The organism is Belnapia mucosa (genome assembly GCF_016775475.1).
Lineage (GTDB): Bacteria > Pseudomonadota > Alphaproteobacteria > Acetobacterales > Acetobacteraceae > Belnapia > Belnapia mucosa.
Map to the genome: position 1 here is coordinate 543,301 of NZ_JAEUXJ010000002.1, position 17,781 is coordinate 561,081.

The 17,781-nt window shown below is 71.4% G+C and carries 16 protein-coding genes; 5 read left to right on the forward strand and 11 right to left on the reverse strand.

From position 1 onward, the window contains the following. Positions 1-35 precede the first annotated feature (35 nt). Together JMJ55_RS07170 and recQ are read left to right on the forward strand one after the other, a co-directional pair. Positions 36-428 carry an OmpA family protein gene (locus JMJ55_RS07170; RefSeq protein WP_202824824.1) on the forward strand — a complete coding sequence of 131 codons (393 nt, stop codon included), beginning with the start codon at positions 36-38 and terminating at the stop codon, positions 426-428. Positions 429-473: 45 nt separating this feature from the next. Continuing rightward, positions 474-2,321 (forward strand): DNA helicase RecQ, encoded by a 1,848-nt coding sequence (recQ, locus tag JMJ55_RS07175; protein WP_236033460.1) that lies wholly within the window; start codon positions 474-476, stop codon positions 2,319-2,321. A 110-nt stretch (positions 2,322-2,431) separates the two neighbouring features. Here the strand turns inward: recQ and JMJ55_RS07180 are convergent, their stop codons facing one another. From JMJ55_RS07180 to JMJ55_RS07215, 8 genes are all read right to left on the reverse strand, one after another. Then, positions 2,432-3,412: a YihY/virulence factor BrkB family protein gene (locus JMJ55_RS07180; protein ID WP_202824825.1), complete on the reverse strand. Its 981-nt coding sequence runs from the start codon at positions 3,410-3,412 to the stop codon at positions 2,432-2,434. Positions 3,413-3,465: 53 nt separating this feature from the next. Continuing rightward, positions 3,466-5,196: an ABC transporter ATP-binding protein/permease gene (locus tag JMJ55_RS07185; RefSeq protein ID WP_202824826.1), complete on the reverse strand. Its 1,731-nt coding sequence runs from the start codon at positions 5,194-5,196 to the stop codon at positions 3,466-3,468. A gap of 36 nt (positions 5,197-5,232) precedes the next feature. Continuing rightward, the gene (locus tag JMJ55_RS07190) at positions 5,233-5,682 is read right to left on the reverse strand and encodes a DUF1499 domain-containing protein (RefSeq protein ID WP_202824827.1); all 450 of its coding nucleotides are present in this window, start codon (positions 5,680-5,682) and stop codon (positions 5,233-5,235) included. Then, a complete protein-coding gene (locus tag JMJ55_RS07195; RefSeq protein ID WP_202824828.1) occupies positions 5,679-5,942 on the reverse strand; it encodes a DUF3253 domain-containing protein in 264 nt (87 codons plus the stop codon). The genes JMJ55_RS07190 and JMJ55_RS07195 overlap by 4 nt, the downstream gene beginning before the upstream one ends. Before the next feature lie 69 nt (positions 5,943-6,011). Beyond that, positions 6,012-6,965 (reverse strand): NAD(P)/FAD-dependent oxidoreductase, encoded by a 954-nt coding sequence (locus JMJ55_RS07200; protein ID WP_202824829.1) that lies wholly within the window; start codon positions 6,963-6,965, stop codon positions 6,012-6,014. A 26-nt stretch (positions 6,966-6,991) separates the two neighbouring features. Next, on the reverse strand, positions 6,992-7,762 hold the full coding sequence (locus tag JMJ55_RS07205) for an EAL domain-containing protein (protein ID WP_202824830.1): 771 nt from the start codon (positions 7,760-7,762) through the stop codon (positions 6,992-6,994). A 107-nt stretch (positions 7,763-7,869) separates the two neighbouring features. Further along, a complete protein-coding gene (locus JMJ55_RS07210; RefSeq protein WP_202824831.1) occupies positions 7,870-8,610 on the reverse strand; it encodes a DUF1194 domain-containing protein in 741 nt (246 codons plus the stop codon). Positions 8,611-8,756: 146 nt separating this feature from the next. Next, positions 8,757-11,663, reverse strand: coding sequence for an FAD-binding and (Fe-S)-binding domain-containing protein (locus JMJ55_RS07215; RefSeq protein WP_202824832.1), 2,907 nt, complete (start codon positions 11,661-11,663; stop codon positions 8,757-8,759). 126 nt (positions 11,664-11,789) lie between these two features. Between JMJ55_RS07215 and JMJ55_RS07220 the strand changes: the two genes are divergently transcribed. From JMJ55_RS07220 to JMJ55_RS07230, 3 genes are all read left to right on the forward strand, one after another. After that, a complete protein-coding gene (locus JMJ55_RS07220; protein WP_202824833.1) occupies positions 11,790-12,974 on the forward strand; it encodes a pyridoxal-phosphate-dependent aminotransferase family protein in 1,185 nt (394 codons plus the stop codon). A 164-nt stretch (positions 12,975-13,138) separates the two neighbouring features. After that, positions 13,139-13,777 (forward strand): VOC family protein, encoded by a 639-nt coding sequence (locus JMJ55_RS07225; RefSeq protein WP_202824834.1) that lies wholly within the window; start codon positions 13,139-13,141, stop codon positions 13,775-13,777. A gap of 224 nt (positions 13,778-14,001) precedes the next feature. Next, entirely contained in the window at positions 14,002-15,420 is a 1,419-nt protein-coding gene (locus tag JMJ55_RS07230) for a PleD family two-component system response regulator (RefSeq protein WP_202824835.1), read from the forward strand. A 31-nt stretch (positions 15,421-15,451) separates the two neighbouring features. Here the strand turns inward: JMJ55_RS07230 and rpmG are convergent, their stop codons facing one another. From rpmG to JMJ55_RS07245, 3 genes are all read right to left on the reverse strand, one after another. Then, positions 15,452-15,619: a 50S ribosomal protein L33 gene (gene rpmG, locus JMJ55_RS07235; protein ID WP_043342217.1), complete on the reverse strand. Its 168-nt coding sequence runs from the start codon at positions 15,617-15,619 to the stop codon at positions 15,452-15,454. Positions 15,620-15,701: 82 nt separating this feature from the next. Then, the gene (locus JMJ55_RS07240) at positions 15,702-17,282 is read right to left on the reverse strand and encodes a CHAD domain-containing protein (RefSeq protein ID WP_202824836.1); all 1,581 of its coding nucleotides are present in this window, start codon (positions 17,280-17,282) and stop codon (positions 15,702-15,704) included. Next, complete coding sequence (locus tag JMJ55_RS07245) at positions 17,198-17,737, reverse strand: SixA phosphatase family protein (RefSeq protein ID WP_202824837.1); 540 nt, start codon at positions 17,735-17,737, stop codon at positions 17,198-17,200. Before JMJ55_RS07245 ends, JMJ55_RS07240 begins: the two co-directional genes overlap by 85 nt. Positions 17,738-17,781: the final 44 nt, after the last annotated feature.

A 17,781-nucleotide genomic window follows, 5' to 3' on the forward strand; every position in this document is an offset into this window, starting at 1 on the left:
GGCCTGCCCCCTTCACCCATTGCCGGAGTTTCCGCATGCGCCGTCGTCCCGCCCTTCTCCTTCTGCCGATGCTCGCCCTGGCGGGATGCATGACCGCGGCCCCGCCGGCGCGGCGCCAGCCCACCATCGTCTTCTTCAATGCCGACAGCGCGGCGCTCGATTCCAATGCCGCGACCCTGGTGGCCGAGGCGGCGGAGCGCGCCAAGGCCAATCCCACCCTCCCCGTCCGTGTCCGTGGCTTCACTGCCCCTGAGGGCAGCGCCGGCTACAATCGCAGCCTGTCCGAGGCGCGCGCCCGCAACGTCGCCGACGTGCTGGTCGCCGCCGGCGTCAACCGCATCCGCATCGTGGTCGAGCCGCGTGGCCCGGTGCCCTTCGAATCCATCCCGACCGAGAGCCGCCGGGTCGAAATCGTCCTGGGCGACTAGGCAACAACGGCTGACGCGGACGGCGCCGCATGGCATGAAGGTGCCATGCCCGATGTCATGGAGTCCCCGGCACGCCTGGGGGCTGGTGCCGATCCGGCCGAGCTGCTGCACCGGGTCTTTGGTCATCCGGGCTTTCGCGGCCGGCAGGAGGAAATCGTCCATCATGTGATGGCCGGCGGCTCCGGCCTCGTGCTGATGCCGACCGGTGGCGGCAAGTCGCTCTGCTTCCAGGTGCCTGCCCTCTGCCGCGAGGGCCTGGGCGTCGTCGTCTCGCCGCTGATCGCGCTGATGGAGGACCAGGTCACGGCGCTGCGCCAGCAGGGCGTCGCCGCCGCCGCCCTGCATTCCGACCTGCCCGAGGACCAGGCGCGCGAGGTGAAGCGCGACCTGGCGCGCGGCGCGGTGAAGCTGCTCTATATCTCGCCGGAGCGGCTGACCCTCGACGGCACGCTGGACTTCCTGGCCCGCCGCCCGCTCGCCCTCTTCGCCATCGACGAGGCGCATTGCGTCAGCCAGTGGGGCCATCACTTCCGGCCGGAATATCGCGGCCTCGGCCTGCTCGCCGAGCGCTTCCCGGATGTGCCGCGCCTGGCGCTGACCGCGACCGCCGATCCGCGCACGGTCGAGGATATCCGCGCCCAATTGGGCCTTACCGAAAGCCCGGTCTTCCGCGGCGGCTTCGACCGGCCCAACATCCAGATCGCCGCCGCGCCGCGCGAGAGCGAGCGGGCGCAGCTCCGCGCCTTTGTGAAGGCCGCTGGCGACGGGTCGGGCGCCGGCATCGTCTATTGCGGCAGCCGCGCCAAGACCGAGCAGACGGCGGAATGGCTGCGCGCCGATGGGCATGACGCGCTCTGCTTCCATGCGGGGATGGAGCCGCAGGCCAAGCGCGACGCGCATCGGCGCTTCGCCCGCGGCGATGCCGTCATCATGGCGGCGACCATCGCCTTCGGCATGGGCATCGACCGGCCGGATGTGCGCTGGGTCGCGCATCTCGACCTGCCGCGCAGCCCCGAGAGCTGGTACCAGGAGATCGGCCGCGCCGGACGCGACGGGCTGCCGGCCCGCGCCCTGCTGCTCTATGGCGCCGGCGACATCGCGCTCGCCCGCCACCGGATCGAGGAAAGCCCGGCGACGCCGGAGCAGAAGCGGATCGAGCGGTCGCGGCTGGAGGCGATGGTCTCGATCGCCGAGGCGGCCACCTGCCGGCGCCGCATCCTGCTGCGCTGCTTCGGCGAAGACGGGCCCGAGCGCTGCGGCGCCTGTGATGTCTGCCTCGACCCGCCCCGGCTGTTCGACGGCACCATCCCGGCGCAGAAGCTGCTGAGCGCGGTGGTGCGGACCCGGCTGCCTTCAGGCGGGCATTTCGGCCTTGGCCATGTGGTCGATGTGCTGCGGGGGCGGGTGACGGCGAAGGTCGCGCAATTCGCGCATGACCAGCTCAAGACCTTCGGGATCGGCGCCGATATCTCGGAACTCGCCTGGCGCGGCGTGGCGCGGCAACTCGTCGCCCGCGGCGCGCTCGATGTCGCGGTCGAGAACCATGGCGAGCTGGTCCCGACCGAGGCGGCGCGCCCGATCCTGAAGGGTGAGGAGAAGGTGATGCTGCGGGCGGAGACCCTGACCCGCCCATCCCCGCGCGAGCGCGGCCGCTCCGCCGAGCCGGCCATGGCGGGGGATGCGTTGTTCGACGCGCTGCGCGCCTGGCGGAAGCGCGAGGCGTCCGAGCAGGGCGTGCCGGCCTATGTCATCTTCCAGAACGACACCCTGGCCGCCATCGCCGAGCGCCGGCCGCAGGATGCCGAGGAACTGGCGATGATCCCGGGCGTCGGCCGCAGCAAGCTGGAACGCTATGCCGATGCGGTGCTGCGGGTGGTGCGGGACACGCTTTAGGCGCGGCTAGAGCGGTTTCCGTTCGCCTTGGCTCACGGAAGCCGCTCTAGCTTGTTGTTCGGGCGAGCAAATTACTCCGATCAGGTGATTCCACCTGATCGGAGTTTGCTCTAGCGCTTGCGGCGGAACACCGCCATCAGCACCGCCATCGCCGCTGCGCCGCCGAGGAAATGCCCGGTCTCGGCCCGCTTCTCCGCCTTGCGGTCGCGCCCGCCACGGTGATGCGCCGGCTCGGCCAGCGCGGCCTGGGCGGCAGGGCTGCCCTGCAAGCCGGCCCAGGCCCGGGTGAACTCCGCCCCCAGCATGAAGATCTGTGCCGAGTAATAGACCCAGAGCAGCACCACCATCAGCGCGCCCGCAGCGCCATAACTGGTGGCCACGTTGCTGCTGCCGACATACCAGCCGATCAGCGTCTTGCCGATTGTGAAGAGGAAGGCGGTCACCACCGCCCCCACGGCCACGTCGCGCCAAGCGATATTGCGGTCCGGCAGGATCTTGTAGATGGCCGCGAAAAGGATGGTGACCATCAGGAAGGACAGAAGGAAGTTCGCCACCCCCAGCAGCAACAGCATCTCGGGCAGCTGGTCGCGGAACCAGGTGATCAGGACCGAAATGATCGCGCTGGCGATGAGGGAGACCAGCAGCAGGAAGCCGGTCGCCGCCACCAGGCCAAGGCTTGCCAGCTTGGCCCGCATCAGCCGCGTCACCGCCCCGCCCTCGGGCGGCTTGGCGCGCCAGATGGCGTTCAGGGCCGATTGCAGCTCGCCGAACACGCCGCTGGCGGTCAGCAGCAGCGTCACCACGCCGATGATGGTGGCGATGGTGCCCGAGGTGCGGTTGCTCGCCCCCTTCACCATGGCTTCCACCGTTTCCGCCCCGGTATTGCCGAGAAGGCCGCGGAGTTGCTCCGAGATGGCGCCGCGCACCGCATCCTCGCCGAAGGCCAGCCCGGCAATGGCGGTGGCGATGACCAGCAGCGGGGCGATGGAGAATACAGTGTAGTAGGCGACGGCCGCACCCCGGCTCATTGCCTCGTCCTCGATATAGCCTTCAACGCTTTCGCGCAGCAGGCCCCAGACCCGGTTCAGCATCCAGTAGTCTCCCGTCGCCGGGAGAACATCCGCCGCCGGAAAGGGTTGCCGGATCAGGCGGGGGCGGCGACCAGATGCCCGTCGCGCACGCGCAGCGCCCGCTGGTGGTATTGCGCGACCGCCGGCCGATGCGCGATCGAGACCAGGGTCGTCGCCGGCAGCCGTTCCTTCAGCAACTCGTAGAACCGCGCCTCCGCCTCCGGATCGAGGCTGGAGGTCGCCTCGTCAAGGAAGAGCCAGCGCGGCTTCACCAGCAGGGCGCGGGCGAGGGCCAGGCGCTGCTGCTCGCCGCCCGAGAGCCGCCGGTCCCAGCTATCCTCCTCATCCAGCCGGGCGGCGAGATGGCCGAGCCCCGCCGACTCCAGCGCCTCGCGGATCTCAACCTCGGGGAATTCCTCGGCATGGCGCGGGTAGCAGACGGCGCGGCGCAGGCTGCCGAGCGGCAAATAGGGCCGCTGCGGCAGGAACAGCACACCCGCGCCCGGCGCATGCACCCGCCCCCGGCCGAAGGGCCAGAGGCCGGCGATGGCCCGGAACAGGGTGGACTTGCCGCTGCCCGAGGCGCCGGCGATCAGCACCGCTTCGCCCGGCTCGACCCGCGCCGAAGCCCCGGCGACCAGCACCCTTCCGTCCGGCAGGCCGACCGTCACATCATCGAGCACCAGCGCATCGCCGCCATCCGGCACCGATTGGATGCCGGTGCCGGCGGCCGCCCGCGCCACCTCGATGGCGCCGAGAAAGCCGCGGATCCGCAGCACCGTCGCGCGCCATTCGGTCAGGGAGGAGTAATTATCGACGAACCAGGACAGCGCGCCCTGCACCTCGGAGAAGGCGCCGGAGGTCTGGGTCAGCCCGCCGAGCGGAATCCGACCGGCGAAATAGGCCGGCGCCGCGACGACGAAGGGGAAGACCACCGCGACCTGGCTATAGGCGCTGGTGAAGAAGGTCAGCCGCTTGGTGGCGACCATGATCGCCCACCAATTGCGGATCAGCGCGCCGAACCGGTCCTGCAGGCCCCGCTTCTCATCCGCCTCGCCGCCATAGAGGGCGACGCCCTCGGCATTGTCGCGCAGCCGCACCAGGGCATAGCGGAAATCCGCTTCCACCCGCTGCTGCTGGAAATTCAGCCGGATCAAGCTGCGCCCGACGAGATGGGCGAGGCCGGTGCCGGCCAGGGCATAGAGCAGCGCCACCCAGACCATATAGCCGGGGATGGTGATGCCGAGGATGGTCGCCGGCCCCGACAGGCCCCAGAGGACCAGCACGAAGCTGAACAGCGTGACGACCGACCGCATCAGCCCGAGCCCGAGGGCCAGGGTATTGTCCACGAAATAGCGCAGGTCTTCGGCGATGCGCTGGTCCGGGTTGTCGGTCTCGGCATCGGTCAGCGCCACGCGGTAATAGGCGCGATCGGCCAGCCAGCGGTCCAGCACCTCCCGAGTCAGCCAGGATCGCCAGCGAATCTGCAAGGCCTGGCGGAGATAGAGCGCATAGACGGCGATGAGGATGTAGAGCGCGGCGACGAAGACGAAGCCGGGCATCGGCCCGCTATCGGTTTGCCGCCACCAGAACAGCAGCGCCCAGAAGGCCTCGGCATTCTTCTCCTGCAGGCTGTTGAAGAATTCCCGGTTCCAGTAGCTGAGCAGCACGCTCATCCCGACCAGCGAGAGGTTCAGGGCCACGACGACGCCGAGCAGCAGCCGGGCCTTCCAACGCTCCTCGCTCCGCCAATAGGGTCCGGCCAGGGTCCAGGCATCCGAAAGGAAATGGCCGATGCGGCGCATGGCGGGACTCCGGGAGGAATGGGGTAGGGCGGGCGGTCAGCGGCGGCGCAGCGCGGCCTCGAAGGCGGCGAGCCAGGCTTCCACCCGGCGGCGGTTCACGCCGAGATCCGACCAGCCGAACAGGCTGCGGGAATAGAGGAAGAGCCCGGCCCCGCCCGGGCCCGGCACCAGCTCGGCCGCGATGACATCCGGGTAGTTCATCAGGGCGGAGCGCGCGACCCATTGCGCCTGCCGCCGTTCCGGCCATTCGGCGAGGGGGTAGGTGCGCGGTAAGCCCTCGCCCAGGCGGCGCAGCACTGGCCAGGCGGTCGCCGCATCCACCGGCAGGGGTGGTACGGTGATATGCGCCTGCGCGTGGCCGCCCGGCGGGGCGGCGAGGCAGGTATTGGGTGAGGGCGGCAGGACCAGCCGGGTGAAATCCACCGGCTCGGCCGGCGGCAGGCCGGCGGCGCCGCGGCCGAGCAAGGCCCCGATCGGCGCGCTCATGCCCCCACCCGCCGGCGCAGGCGGATCACGCCGCGGACGTCTTCGGGCGGCACGGGCTTGCCCTTGCGGAGGATTTCTAGATCGCCCTCCCGGCTCAACGCGATGGCGGCCCGGCGCACCGGGCCCATCAAGGGGCGCCAGTCCTCGGGCGCGAGGGCGCGGGCCACCTCGCTCGGGCAGATGGATTTGTCGGCGCCGCGCTCGGCGGTCTGGCGGAGGATCTCGGCCGCGATCGCGGCCTGGTCGGGCTGGGGGCTCATGCTGGGCGGCACCATAGGGCGGGCGGCGGCGCTGTCAGCTTGGCTTTTCGCCACATTTCCGCAAGCGACTCAGGCCAGGAGCGCGGCGGCCAGCGCCCGGCCGCTGTCGAAGGCGGCTTCCGCCCGGCCGGCGAGGCACCAATCGCCGGCGAGGCCGATCCGTGCCGCAGGCAGCCAGAGGCAGGGCTCACCGAGCGGCGCCCGCACCAGCGAATAGCGCCAGCGATGTGCCTTCAGCAGCAGGGGCGGCGGCGCGGGCGGCAACGCGGCCAGCAGGCGCGGGGCGATGGTCTCGGCAGGGTCCTCCAGATGGGCGAGGGACCAGTCCGGCCCGGCCTGGATCACCCAGCATTCGGCCGCGGTGTCGCGGCCGGGCTTGCTGCTGTCCCGCGCCAGCCAGCCAATCGGGCCCGCCTCCGGCCGCAGGGTTTCCGGCCAGTCCGGCCGTTCGGCGAAAGCGGCGAGGACGGCCCAGCAGGGGGCAATCGCCACCGATTCCAGCCGCTGCCGCAGCCCGGGCGCCGGCCGGGCGATCAGCGACGCGGCCTGGGCCGGCGGCAGGGTGATGGCGACGGAGTCGAAGGGGCCATCGGAGTGGGGCTCGGCCGCGGGCAGGGGCTGGCCGGGCCGGACCAGCGCCGCATCCAGATGCCGCAGCATCCAGGCGCCCGGCCCGCCCTCCAGCGCCACCACATGTCGCCCCGCCCGCAGGTCGAGCCCCGTGGCGAGGGTCCGTGGCAGGCTGGACATGCCGGGCACGCCGACGAATCGCCCTGGCTCGCCCCAGGGCGCCGCCCCGCATTCCGCCAGGAGCGCGGCGAAATCCGCGCCGCGGGCGGTCAGATATTGCGCCCCATGATCCCATTGCAGGCGGCGCCTGCCCGCCTCGGCCCGGCGGGTCGCCAGCCTGCCGCCGGCGGCGCGGCCCTTGTCGAAAAGCGTGACCTCCCGGCCCTCATCACGAAGGGCGCGGGCGCAGGCGAGGCCGGACAGGCCGGCGCCGATGATGGCGATGCGGGACATGTTGCACCTGGAATGGGGTGGCAGAGCTAACCCGCAAGGGCCGGGGCCTGCCAGCGCTGCCGCAGCAGCTCGGCCGGGACCGGCCGGCCGAAGAGCCAGCCCTGCGCCTCCTCGCAATCGAGGGCTTCCAGGCAGCGCCGCTGCGCATCCCGCTCCACGCCTTCGGCGACCATACGGATGCGGAGCGCGTGGGAGAGGTCGCGGATGGCGCGGAGGATCGCCATGTCCTCCCGCTCCTCCGGAATATGGGCCAGGAAGCTGCGGTCCAGCTTCAGCGCCGTGAAGGGCAGCCAGCGCAGTCGCGCCAGCGAGGCATGGCCGATGCCGAAATCATCGAGCGCCAGGCCGATCCCATCCTCCCGCAGGGCGGCCAGCATCCGCAGCGTCTCCGGCCGCTCCTCCAGCGCCAGGGTCTCGGTCAGCTCCAGCTCCAGCCGGTCCGAGGGCAGGCCGGATTCGGCCAGGGCCTCCGCCACCTGGGCCGGCAGCAGCCCGGCCTCGATCTGCCGGGCCGAGACATTGACCGAGACGATGCCGGCCGATTCCGGCCAGAGCGCCGCCTCCCGCGCCGCCTCGCGCAGGACCCAGCCGCCGAGATGCAGGATGAGGCTCGAGGCCTCGGCCAGCGGGATGAAGGTGGCGGGCGGGATCGGCCCATGGGCCGGGTGGTTCCAGCGCAGCAGCGCCTCGGCCCCCGTCAGCCTGCCATCGGCCAGGGCGATGCGCGGCTGATAGCTGAGCGACATCTCGCCGCGGCGGATGGCGCCGCGCAGATCGGCCCGAAGCCGCCGCCGCATCGCCCCATCCTGCCTTGGCTGCTCGACCGCTGCTGGCATCGCCGCTGTCCCTGACCGCGCTGGTGATCCTGGGCCGGAGGGGTGAAGGAAGCGCTAAGCCGCAGGGCTCAGGCGAAGCGCTCCGTCACCGGTCCCGGCGCCGGCACCGCGGCGATCTCGCGGATGATCTTCCGCCGCACCGCCGCCTCGAAGGCCTGGAATCCCTCGGCGACGACCAGGAAGGCGCCGGGTCCCCCGATCACCTCCTGGCGGTAATAGGTGTCGAGCGGCGGCAGGGCGGAGGAGAGCGCGGCCGGCGGGGGCGAGCGGTCGAGCACGGCGAGGCCGTTCAGCACGATGCCCTGGGCCAGCGCCTCCTCCCGCGCCTCGGCGACCGGGCGGCCCGAGTTGTTCACCCCGTCGCCGGAGATATCGACGACCTTGCGGGTGCCCTCGAAGCCCTGGCCGAATTGCTTGGCAGCATAATCCATGGCGCCGGAGATGGATGTATAGAGCCAGGTGCGGCGCGGCGCATTGGCGACGGCATCGGCGAAGCGGTGGCAGGCGGGGGCGCCGTCCAGCAGCATCCAGGGCACGACGGTGTTCTGGATATGCCAGTCCGACCAGGTGAACATCGTCACTGCGATGGCGCCCACCGGTCCGCCGGCAATGCCCTCGATCAGCCGCCGGTCGCGGAAGGCGGCCTCATAGCCGCTGAATTGCAGTTCCTGCTCCTCGGGATCGACCGAGCGGCTGACATCCACCGCCAGCACCAGCTCCACATCGACCGGCGTGGAGGCCCGGGCGCGGCCGGCCCGCAGGATGGCGGGCATCGCCAGGGCGGCGCCCAGAATAACGCGTCTTCGCATACGACCCCCTTCGGGCCGGGGCCGGCGCGGCGCGCACCGGACCCTCGGCGTGGCAAGGCGAGGCCGTGGCTGTCTTCCTTCCCGAAACAAAATCATCATAGGGCAGCGCATGCTGCGCTGCAATATTAAAGGCCGTTACGGCCCTTTCACGCGAGTGCCATATCCATCACCCGGATGCCGTGCAGCGCCTCCCGCCCCGAGAGATCCTGGATCTGGTGGCGGCAGGAGGTGCCGTCGGCGACGACCAGTTCCTCTTTCGGGACCTTCCGCACCGCGGGCAGCAGCGAGAGCTCGGCCATCGCCTTCGAGACGGCGATGTTGCCCGCCTCATAGCCGAAGCTGCCCGCCATGCCGCAGCAGGAGGAGGCGATGGGCACCACCTTCAGCCCCGGGATCATGGTCAGCATGGCGATGGCGGGCGGGAAGGCGGCGAAGGCCTTTTGATGGCAATGGCCATGCACATGCGCCGCCGGGGCGACCGGCTTCAGCGCCAGCTTGGGCTTCTCCCGCGCCAGGAATTCGCCGACCAGGAAGGTCCGCGCCGCCAGCGCCTCCGCCTCGGCCCCCGGCAGCAGCGAGAGGAATTCGTCCCGCAGGGTCAGCGTCGAGGAGGGCTCGATGCCGATGACCGGGGAGGGGAAGGCGGAGAGCGCCGCCAGCGTCCGCCGCGCCTCGGCCCGTGCCTCCTCGACCAGCCCGGCGGCGAGGAGGGTGCGGCCCTCATCCAGCGGCCGAGAGCCGCGCGCGGGGCGCGCCACCGCCGGCCGATAGCCCGCCGCCCGCAGCACCCGCACCGCGGCCCGCAGGTTCTCCGGCTCGAAATACCGGTTGAAGACATCGGGGAAGAGGATGACCTCGCCCGGCTGGCCATCCGGCGCCGGCAGCTCCGCGTCATGGAAGGCGTCGCGGCGGAAGCGGGGCAGGCTGCGCTCGGCGGCGAAGCCGAGCAGGCGTTCGGTGAGCCGCGGCAGGCCGGGGATCCAGTTCCGCGCATTCGCCGCCGCCGGCAGCATGGCGGCGAAGGGCGCCCAGCGCGGCAGTGTGGCGATCAGCCGGTCCTTGGCATTGATGCCGCGCTCCCGCGCCCGCGCCGCCATGGCTTCGATCTTCATCTTCGCCATATCGACGCCGGTCGGGCATTCCCGCTTGCAGCCCTTGCAGGAGACGCAGAGCGACAGCGCCTCATGCACCGCATCGGAAGCAAGTCCGCCCGGCAACTGCCCGGTCAAGGCGAGGCGCAGCGTATTCGCCCGGCCGCGCGTCAGGTGCGCCTCGTCGCGCGTCGCCCGGAAGCTCGGGCACATGACATTGGCATCCGACTTCCGGCAGGTGCCGTTGTTGTTGCACATCTCGACCGCGCCGAGCAGCCCGCCCTGTGGGCCGGGCCAGGCGGACCAATCGAGCACCGGCTGCACGCCGGGATCGGCGGCATAGTCCGGTGCGTAGCGGAAGAGGCTGCGGTCATCCATCCGCGGCGCCCGCACCACGCGGCCCGGATTCAGCAGTCCGGCCGGGTCGAAGGCGTCCTTCACCTCCTCGAAGGCCGACGTGATGCGCGGGCCGAACATCGTCGCGTTGAACTCGCTCCGCACGATGCCGTCGCCATGCTCGCCGCTATGCGAGCCCTTGTATTCGCGGACGAGCGCGAAGCACTCCTCGGCAATGGCGCGCATCCGCCGCACATCGCCAGGGTCCTTCATGTTGAGCACCGGCCGCACATGCAGGCAGCCGACGCTCGCATGCGCATACCAGGTGCCCTTGGTCCCGTAGCGCTCGAAGACGCCATTCAGCCGCTCGGTATAGTCGGCGAGATCGGGCAGGGCGACGGCGCAGTCCTCGATGAAGGAGACCGGCTTCCCGTCCCCCTTCATGCTCATCATGATGTTGAGCCCCGCCTCCCGCACCTCCGCGACCGCCGCCTGGAAACCGGGGTCGATGCAGCGCACCACGCTGTCCGGATAGCCGAGATCCCCCATCATCTCCTCGAGCGCATCGAGGCGCCGGGCCAGCGGCCCATCCTCCTGCCCATGGAACTCGACGATGAGCAGGCTGTCCGGCTCGCCGCGCACGATCTTGTCAATGGTTGCGCGGAAGATCGGGATGGAGCGGCCGAGATCGATCATCGTCCGGTCGACCAGCTCCACCGCCTCCGGGTCGAGCGTCACCAGATGCTGCGAGGCCGCCATCGCCGCACGGAAGGTCGGGAATTGGCAGATGCCGAGCGCCTTCCGCGGCTTCACCGGCCAGAGCTTGAGTTCGAGCGCCGCCGAGAAGGCCAGCGTCCCCTCGCTGCCGACCAGCAGCCGCGCCAGGTTGCCGCGCCCCTCGGCGCGGGCGGCAGGCGTCAGGCTCTCGATATTGTAGCCGCCGACCCGCCGAAGCTGGTTCGGGAAGCGGGCGGCGATCTCCTCCGCCTCACGCGCCCCGAGCGCGCGCAGCCGCTGGATCAGATCCGCGATCCCCGCCGGCACATCCCCGCCGAGATTGTCCGGCATCTCTCCGAAGCGGAACCGGCTGCCGTCGGCGAGCAGCGCATCGATGGCGCGCACATTGTCCGCCATCAGCCCATAGCGGATGGACTTGCTGCCGCAGCTGTTGTTGCCGGCCATGCCGCCGATGGTGCAGCGCGCCCAGGTCGAGGGATCGACCGGGAAGAACTGCTTGCCCCCGGCAAGCGCCGCATTCAGCGCACCGAGGCTGATGCCCGGCTCCACCCGCGCCGTATCGCCTTCGACGGCGAGCACCCGGTTCAGGTGCTTGGTGCAGTCGATCACCAGCGCCCGGTTCACCGTCTGCCCGCATTGGCTGGTTCCGGCCCCGCGCGGCAGCACCGGCACCCCGGCCTCGCGGCAGATCGCCAGCGCCGCCTCCACATCCGCCAGGCTGCGGGGGACCAGCACGCCGACCGGCTCGATCTGGTAGATGCTCGCATCGGTGGCGTAGCGGCCCCGGTCGCCCGGGCTCCAGAGCACCTCGCCCTGGGTCTCGCGCCGCAGGCGCTCGGCCAGCCGGCTGTCGCCGATCCGGTCCTTGGGGATGGTGAAGGCGTTCATGCGCGGGTTCTAATCCTGGGCGGGGTTCTTGTCCGATCTATAATGCTCATCAATCCGACAAGCCCTTCTCATTGGCGAGGGACATGGATCGGGCGCATATCGCGTCCCAAGAGCGGAGACCAGAGCATGGCCTATTACCAGTCCTCCCCCGTCGCCGGCCGGCATTTCCTGCAGATCCCGGGCCCCACCAATGTGCCCGACCGCGTGCTGCGGGCCATGGACAACCCGACCATGGACCATCGCGGCCCGGATTTCGGCCGCTTCGGCGCCCAGCTTCTGGAAAAGCTCCGCACTGTCTTCAAGACCGAGGGCCCGGTCGTCACCTACCCCGCCTCCGGTACGGGCGCCTGGGAGGCGGCGCTGGTCAACACCCTCTCGCCCGGCGACCGGGTGCTGATGTGCGAGACCGGCTGGTTCGCCACCCTCTGGCGCGAGATGGCCGAGCGCCTCCAGCTGAAGCCCGAGTTCATCCCGACCGACTGGCGCCGCGGCGCCGACGTCGCCGGCATCGAGGCGGCGCTGCGCGAGGACAAGTCCCACGGCATCAAGGCCGTCTGCGTCGTCCACAACGAGACCAGCACCGGCTGCACCTCCCGCATCGAGGAGGTCCGCCGCGCCATCGACGCCGCCGGCCACCCGGCGCTGCTGCTGGTGGACACCATCTCCTCCCTCGGCTCCATCGACTACCGGCATGACGAATGGGGCGTCGACGTCACCGTCGCCGGCTCGCAGAAGGGGCTGATGCTGCCGCCCGGCCTCTCCTTCAACGCGGTCTCTGCCAAGGCGCTGAAGGCGACCGAGACCGCGAAGCTGCCGCGCAGCTTCTGGGACTGGCACCCGATGCTGAAGGCGAACGAGACCGGCTACTTCCCCTACACGCCCGCGACCAACCTGCTCTACGGGCTCGACGCCGCCGTCGACATGCTGAACGAGGAGGGGCTCGACAACGTCTTCGCCCGCCACGGCCGCTTCGCCGAGGCGACCCGCCGCGCCGTCCGCCATTGGGGCCTCGAGATCCAGTGCGAGGAGCCGCGCCACTACTCCTCTTCGCTCACCGCCGTCCGCCTGCCCGAGGGCCACAGCGCCAATGCGATGCGGGCGGTGATCCTGGAGCGGTTCAACATGTCCCTCGGCAACGGCCTCGGCCGGCTGAACGACCGGGTCTTCCGCATCGGCCATCTCGGCGATTTCGGCCCGCTCTCCCTGGTCGGGACGCTGGGCGGGGTGGAGATGGGCCTGGGCGCGGCTGGCGTGCCGCACAAGCCGGGCGGGGTGCAGGCGGCGATGGCCTATCTGAACGGCAACGCCTGAGCGTCTTCACCAGTCGGCTAGGGGGCGCCGCCCCCGCTTGCCCAGCCTGAGGAGGGGCTTTTCCCGCCGCACCGGACGCGAATTGATCCGGCGCATTTCCTGTCGCTAAAGCGTTGGCATGATCATGTCACGCGGCCGACCAGCCGTTCAGGAAAGGGAGAGACATGGCCGAGATCGACCATATCGTGGTGGGGGCCCGCAGCCTCGAGGAGGGCGCCGCCTTCGTCGAACAGCATCTGGGCCGGCGCCCGGGTCCGGGCGGGGTGCATACCGGCCTCGGCACCCACAACATGCTGCTCGGCCTCGGTTCCGCCTGCTACCTGGAGGTCATCGCCCGCGATCCGAACCAGCCCGATCCGCCGCATCCGAGGCTCTTCGGCCTCGACGACCCCTCGGTCGCGCTGCGGCTGGAGGCCGGGCCCGAACTGCTGGCCTGGGTGGCCCGGACCCCGGTGCTGGATGCTGTGGCCGCCCGGCTCGGACCCCGCGCCGGCGAGGTGCGGCCGATGTCGCGCGGCGACCTCCATTGGCGGATGGCCTTCCCGCCGCCCGGCCAGGACATGGCCGGGTTGGTGCCGGCCCTGATCCAATGGGATGGCGAGAGCGCCGTCACCCGCCTGACGGATAGCGGCTGCCGCCTGGTGCGGCTGGAGGCGGAGCATCCGGAGGCAGATGCGGTGAATGCGGCGCTCGCCGAGCGCGGGCTGGAGGAAGCGCTCCAGGTCCGCCGCAGCCCGCATGCCCGTCTGGTCGCCCGGCTGCGCCGTCCGGACGGGGAGGAGGCGGTTCTATCCAGCGGTTGAGCACCGCGCCGCTTCAATCCGGAGGGTGGCCTGTGCTAAAAGCGCGTCCAGGGAAGGGCAGGCCAGCATCTGCATAATTCCCCTGGGCACGGGCGGCCACCGTCCCGCCCGCCTATGGTTTGGACGGCGCCGCGCCAGGACGTGCCGGCGCCTCCCGGTTGGGAAGGCAGTGGGACAGGGATGCAGGAACTGACGCCGTCTCTCGACCGGGCCCGATCGCAGGCATGACCGCCCGCATCCTGGTGGTGGATGATATCGCCGCCAATCTCCGGCTGCTCGAAGCCAAGCTGCTGAACGAATATTACGAGGTGGCGCTCGCCGCCTCAGGGCCCGAGGCACTGGGCACCGCCGCGCGCTGGTCGCCGGATGTCATCCTGCTCGATGTGATGATGCCGGGGATGGATGGCTATGAGGTCTGCCGCCGGCTGAAGGAAAGCAACGCCACCGCCCATATCCCGGTGGTGATGATCACCGCCCTGGTCGATCCCGCCGAGCGGGTCCGCGGGCTGGAAGCCGGGGCGGACGACTTCCTCTCGAAACCGGTCGACGATGCCACCCTGTTCGCCCGGCTGCGTGCGCTGCTGCGGGTGAAGCAGGTGCAGGATGCCTGGCGGCTGCGATCCGACACCGCCCGCGACCTCGGCTTCGAACCGCCGCCCGATCCTTCGCCGAGCATCGAGGGGGCCACCGCCCTCGTGCTCTCGGAACTGCCGGGCGAGGCGGAGATGGTGGCCGGCATCCTCGCCCATGACGGCGTGGCGGCCCAGGCCGTGACCGATTCCGAAGCCGCGCGGCGCAGCCTGGTCGAAGGTAATTTCGACCTCGCCGTGCTCTGCCTGCCGGCGGAGGGGGGCGATGTGCTCCGCCTGGCCTCGCGGCTCAGGGCGCAGACCGCGACGCGCGACCTGCCGGTGCTGCTCGCCGCCGATGTCAGCCAGCGCGGCTTGGTCCTGCGCGGCTTCGATCTCGGCGCCAATGACCATGTGCTGCGGCCGATCGACCCCAATGAGCTGCGGGCCCGGGCCCGCAACCAGATCCGCCGCAAGCGTTACCAGGAAAGGCTGCGGGCCGATCTCGACCGCAGCCTGGAAATGGCGGTGACGGATCCGCTGACCGGGCTGCGCAACCGCCGTTATGTCCGCCGCCATCTCGATGGCGTGCTGCGCGGGACGGATGCCGCGGTGCTGCTGCTGGATGTGGACCGCTTCAAGTCGATCAACGACAATTACGGCCATCCGGCCGGCGATGCCGCCCTGCAGGAGGTGGCGAACCGCCTGAAGTCGCATCTCCGCGCCGCCGATGTGGTGGCACGTTATGGCGGCGAGGAATTCATGGTGGTGCTGGCCGGCGCCCCGACCGATTACGCGACCATGGTGGCGGAACGGCTGCGCGGCGCCATCGGCACGGAGCCCTGCAAGGTGGGCGGGCATCGCCTGCCCATCACCATCAGCATCGGCTTGGCCATCGCCCGGACGGGGACGAGCGCGGATGCCGTGATCGCGGCGGCGGATGCGGCGCTGTACCGGGCGAAGCAGGGCGGGCGGAACCGGGTGGTCCAGGCTCTCCCCGAGGAATTCGTCGAGGATCCGTCCGCGCAGTCGCTGCAGGATGTTGCCCCGCCGCAGAAGGTGCCGGCAGGGTAGGCAGGAGGGGCGGGGCGCTGCCCCGCCGGCCTTACTTGATCTTGGCTTCGCGGAAGACGACGTGCTTGCGCGCGACGGGATCGTATTTCTTCAGCTCCAGCTTGCCGGTGGTGTTCCGGACATTCTTCTTCGTCACGTAGAAGAAGCCGGTCTCGGCGCTGCTGACGAGCTTGATCTGGATGGTGTTCGACTTGGCCATGGGTGAGCCCGTTCGGTCCTGCAGGTACGGAAGGGGCCGCAACCTAACGGCCCCCGCCGCTGCGTCAAGCTAAACCCGCCCGTCAGCGCCAGAAGGGCTCGGCTTCCAGCAATTCATCCCAGGATTCCAGCGCATGGCGGCGGGCCCGGCTGGCCCGGGCGGAGGCGAATCCTTCCACCGCGCCGATGGCCCAGCCCGGCACGCCGGTGCCGAGCGAGGCGGCCAGCTCCCGCGCCACTGCCACGTCATTCGCCAGCCCCAATTCCTCCTGCAGGGCGGAGAGGCGGCGGAGGAAGCGGCGGGCGGGCTTGCCCGGCCAGAGCGGGGCAAACAGCTCCGCCGCATAGCGCAGCCGCTTGGCGTCCAGCCGCACCTCATGCAGGGCGGCGGCGCCATGCTCGGCGATGTCCTCGCCGCGCTTCCGCAGCCGGTGCCAGCGCTTGTCGAGCACCCCGGCGGCGAAGTCCGGCAGCGGCTCCTCCAGCGGCGCCAGCGACTCGGGCGGGCCCTCGCGCCAGGGGCGGCGCTGGATCAGCCCGATCCCGGCCAGAACCAGGCGGGGGAAGGCGGGTCCGTCCAGCAACCGGCGCAGCGCCGCATAGGCCTCCTGCCGCCGCGCCTCGCCGGCCCGGAGCAGGGCGGCCAGGCGCCGATCCCCGCCGATCGCTGCCGCCGCCTCGGCCGCGGTGCCGGCCAGGAACACGTCCCAGTCCCGCGCCGGGCCGAGCGCCGCGGCCATCGCCCGCAGCCCGTCATCGAATTCCACCAGCTCCGGCCCGCTCGCCACCGGGCGGAACACCTTCAGCACCGAACGCAGCCGGCGCAGCGCCACCCGGGTCTGGTGGACGCCCTCCATCCCGGCGCCGAGCCGGCAGGCCGGCGCATGGACCAGCATCACCTCCAGCAGATGGCCGAGCGCCGCCAGCAGCGCCGCCTCCACCGTGGCGGCACCGGAGAGCGGGGGCGGGCCGCGGCGGCGCGGCCGCGGCGGCCCGCCGCGGGCCAGGGCGCGGCCTTCCTCGGCGAGGCTGGCGGCCGGCGGCAGCATATGGATATCGGCGGCCAGGGCCGCGGCCCGGGCCAGCACCGCCTCGGTCGGGCCGGTGAGGAGCAGCCGCGCCACCGGCGCCTCCGCCGCCACGGCGCGCAGCTTGCCGGCCAGCAGCTCCGCCGTGACCTCGCCCAGCGCCATGACGCTGCGCCGGCCGCTGAAGGCGGCAATCGGCACCCAATTCTCGTCGGTCGGCTCCATCTCCTCGAGCGCCGGCGGGGTGCCGGGGCACCAGGGTGCCTCCGCCGGGGGCATGGACCGGATCAGCCGGCGCGGGCCGCGGCGCGGCACCTCCAACGCCAGCCCATCCGCCGCCAGGACGCCCTCGGCGCTGTCCATCCAGATCAGCTCCTCGGCCAGGCTGCGCGCCCGGCCGGCGCGGGCCGAGGTGATCGCGGGGTGCCGCGGCAGGCGCTGCACCGCCTCCGGATCGAGGGCGAATTCCAGGCTGAGCTGCGCCGCCGCATCGGCGGGCGGGGCCGGTTCCGCCGGCGGCTCCGCCGCGGCGTCGGTGGCATCGAAGCGGGTCAGGCTGAGGTCTCCGCGGCTGGGAGGTCGCGCGGGGCGAGGAAGCGGACCAGCCGTCCGCCCCCGGCTTCCAGCTGGCGCCATGGCGAGGCAATGGTGAACTCCGCCAGCGCCCCGGTCGGGTAGCCCTCCAGCAGCCGCCGCCCATCCGGCCCGCCGCGCGCCAGCACCGCCTGGTCGGCCAGGGCGAGGGCGAGGTCGTGCAGGCCGGGATTATGCCCGATCAGCAGCAGACTCCGTGCCGTCTCCGGCACTTGGCGCAGCTCCTCCAGCAGGCGCGACCAGGGCGCCAGGTAGAGCGCATCCATCGGCTCCACGATGGCGCCGCCCTCGAAGGGCGTCAGCGCCTCCAGCGTCTGGAGCGTGCGGCGGGCGGAGGAGACCAGCACCACATCGGGCGAGAGGCCGAGCTCCCGCATGGCCGTCGCCATGGCGACGGCTGCGTGCTTCCCACGCGCGTTGAGCGGGCGGGCATGGTCGGGCAGCCGCGGGTCGTCCCAGGAGGACTTCGCGTGCCGCAGCAGCAGGAGCTGGCGCATCGCCGCCGATCCTGCCACGGGACGCGCCGCTTGTCCTGCCCCTT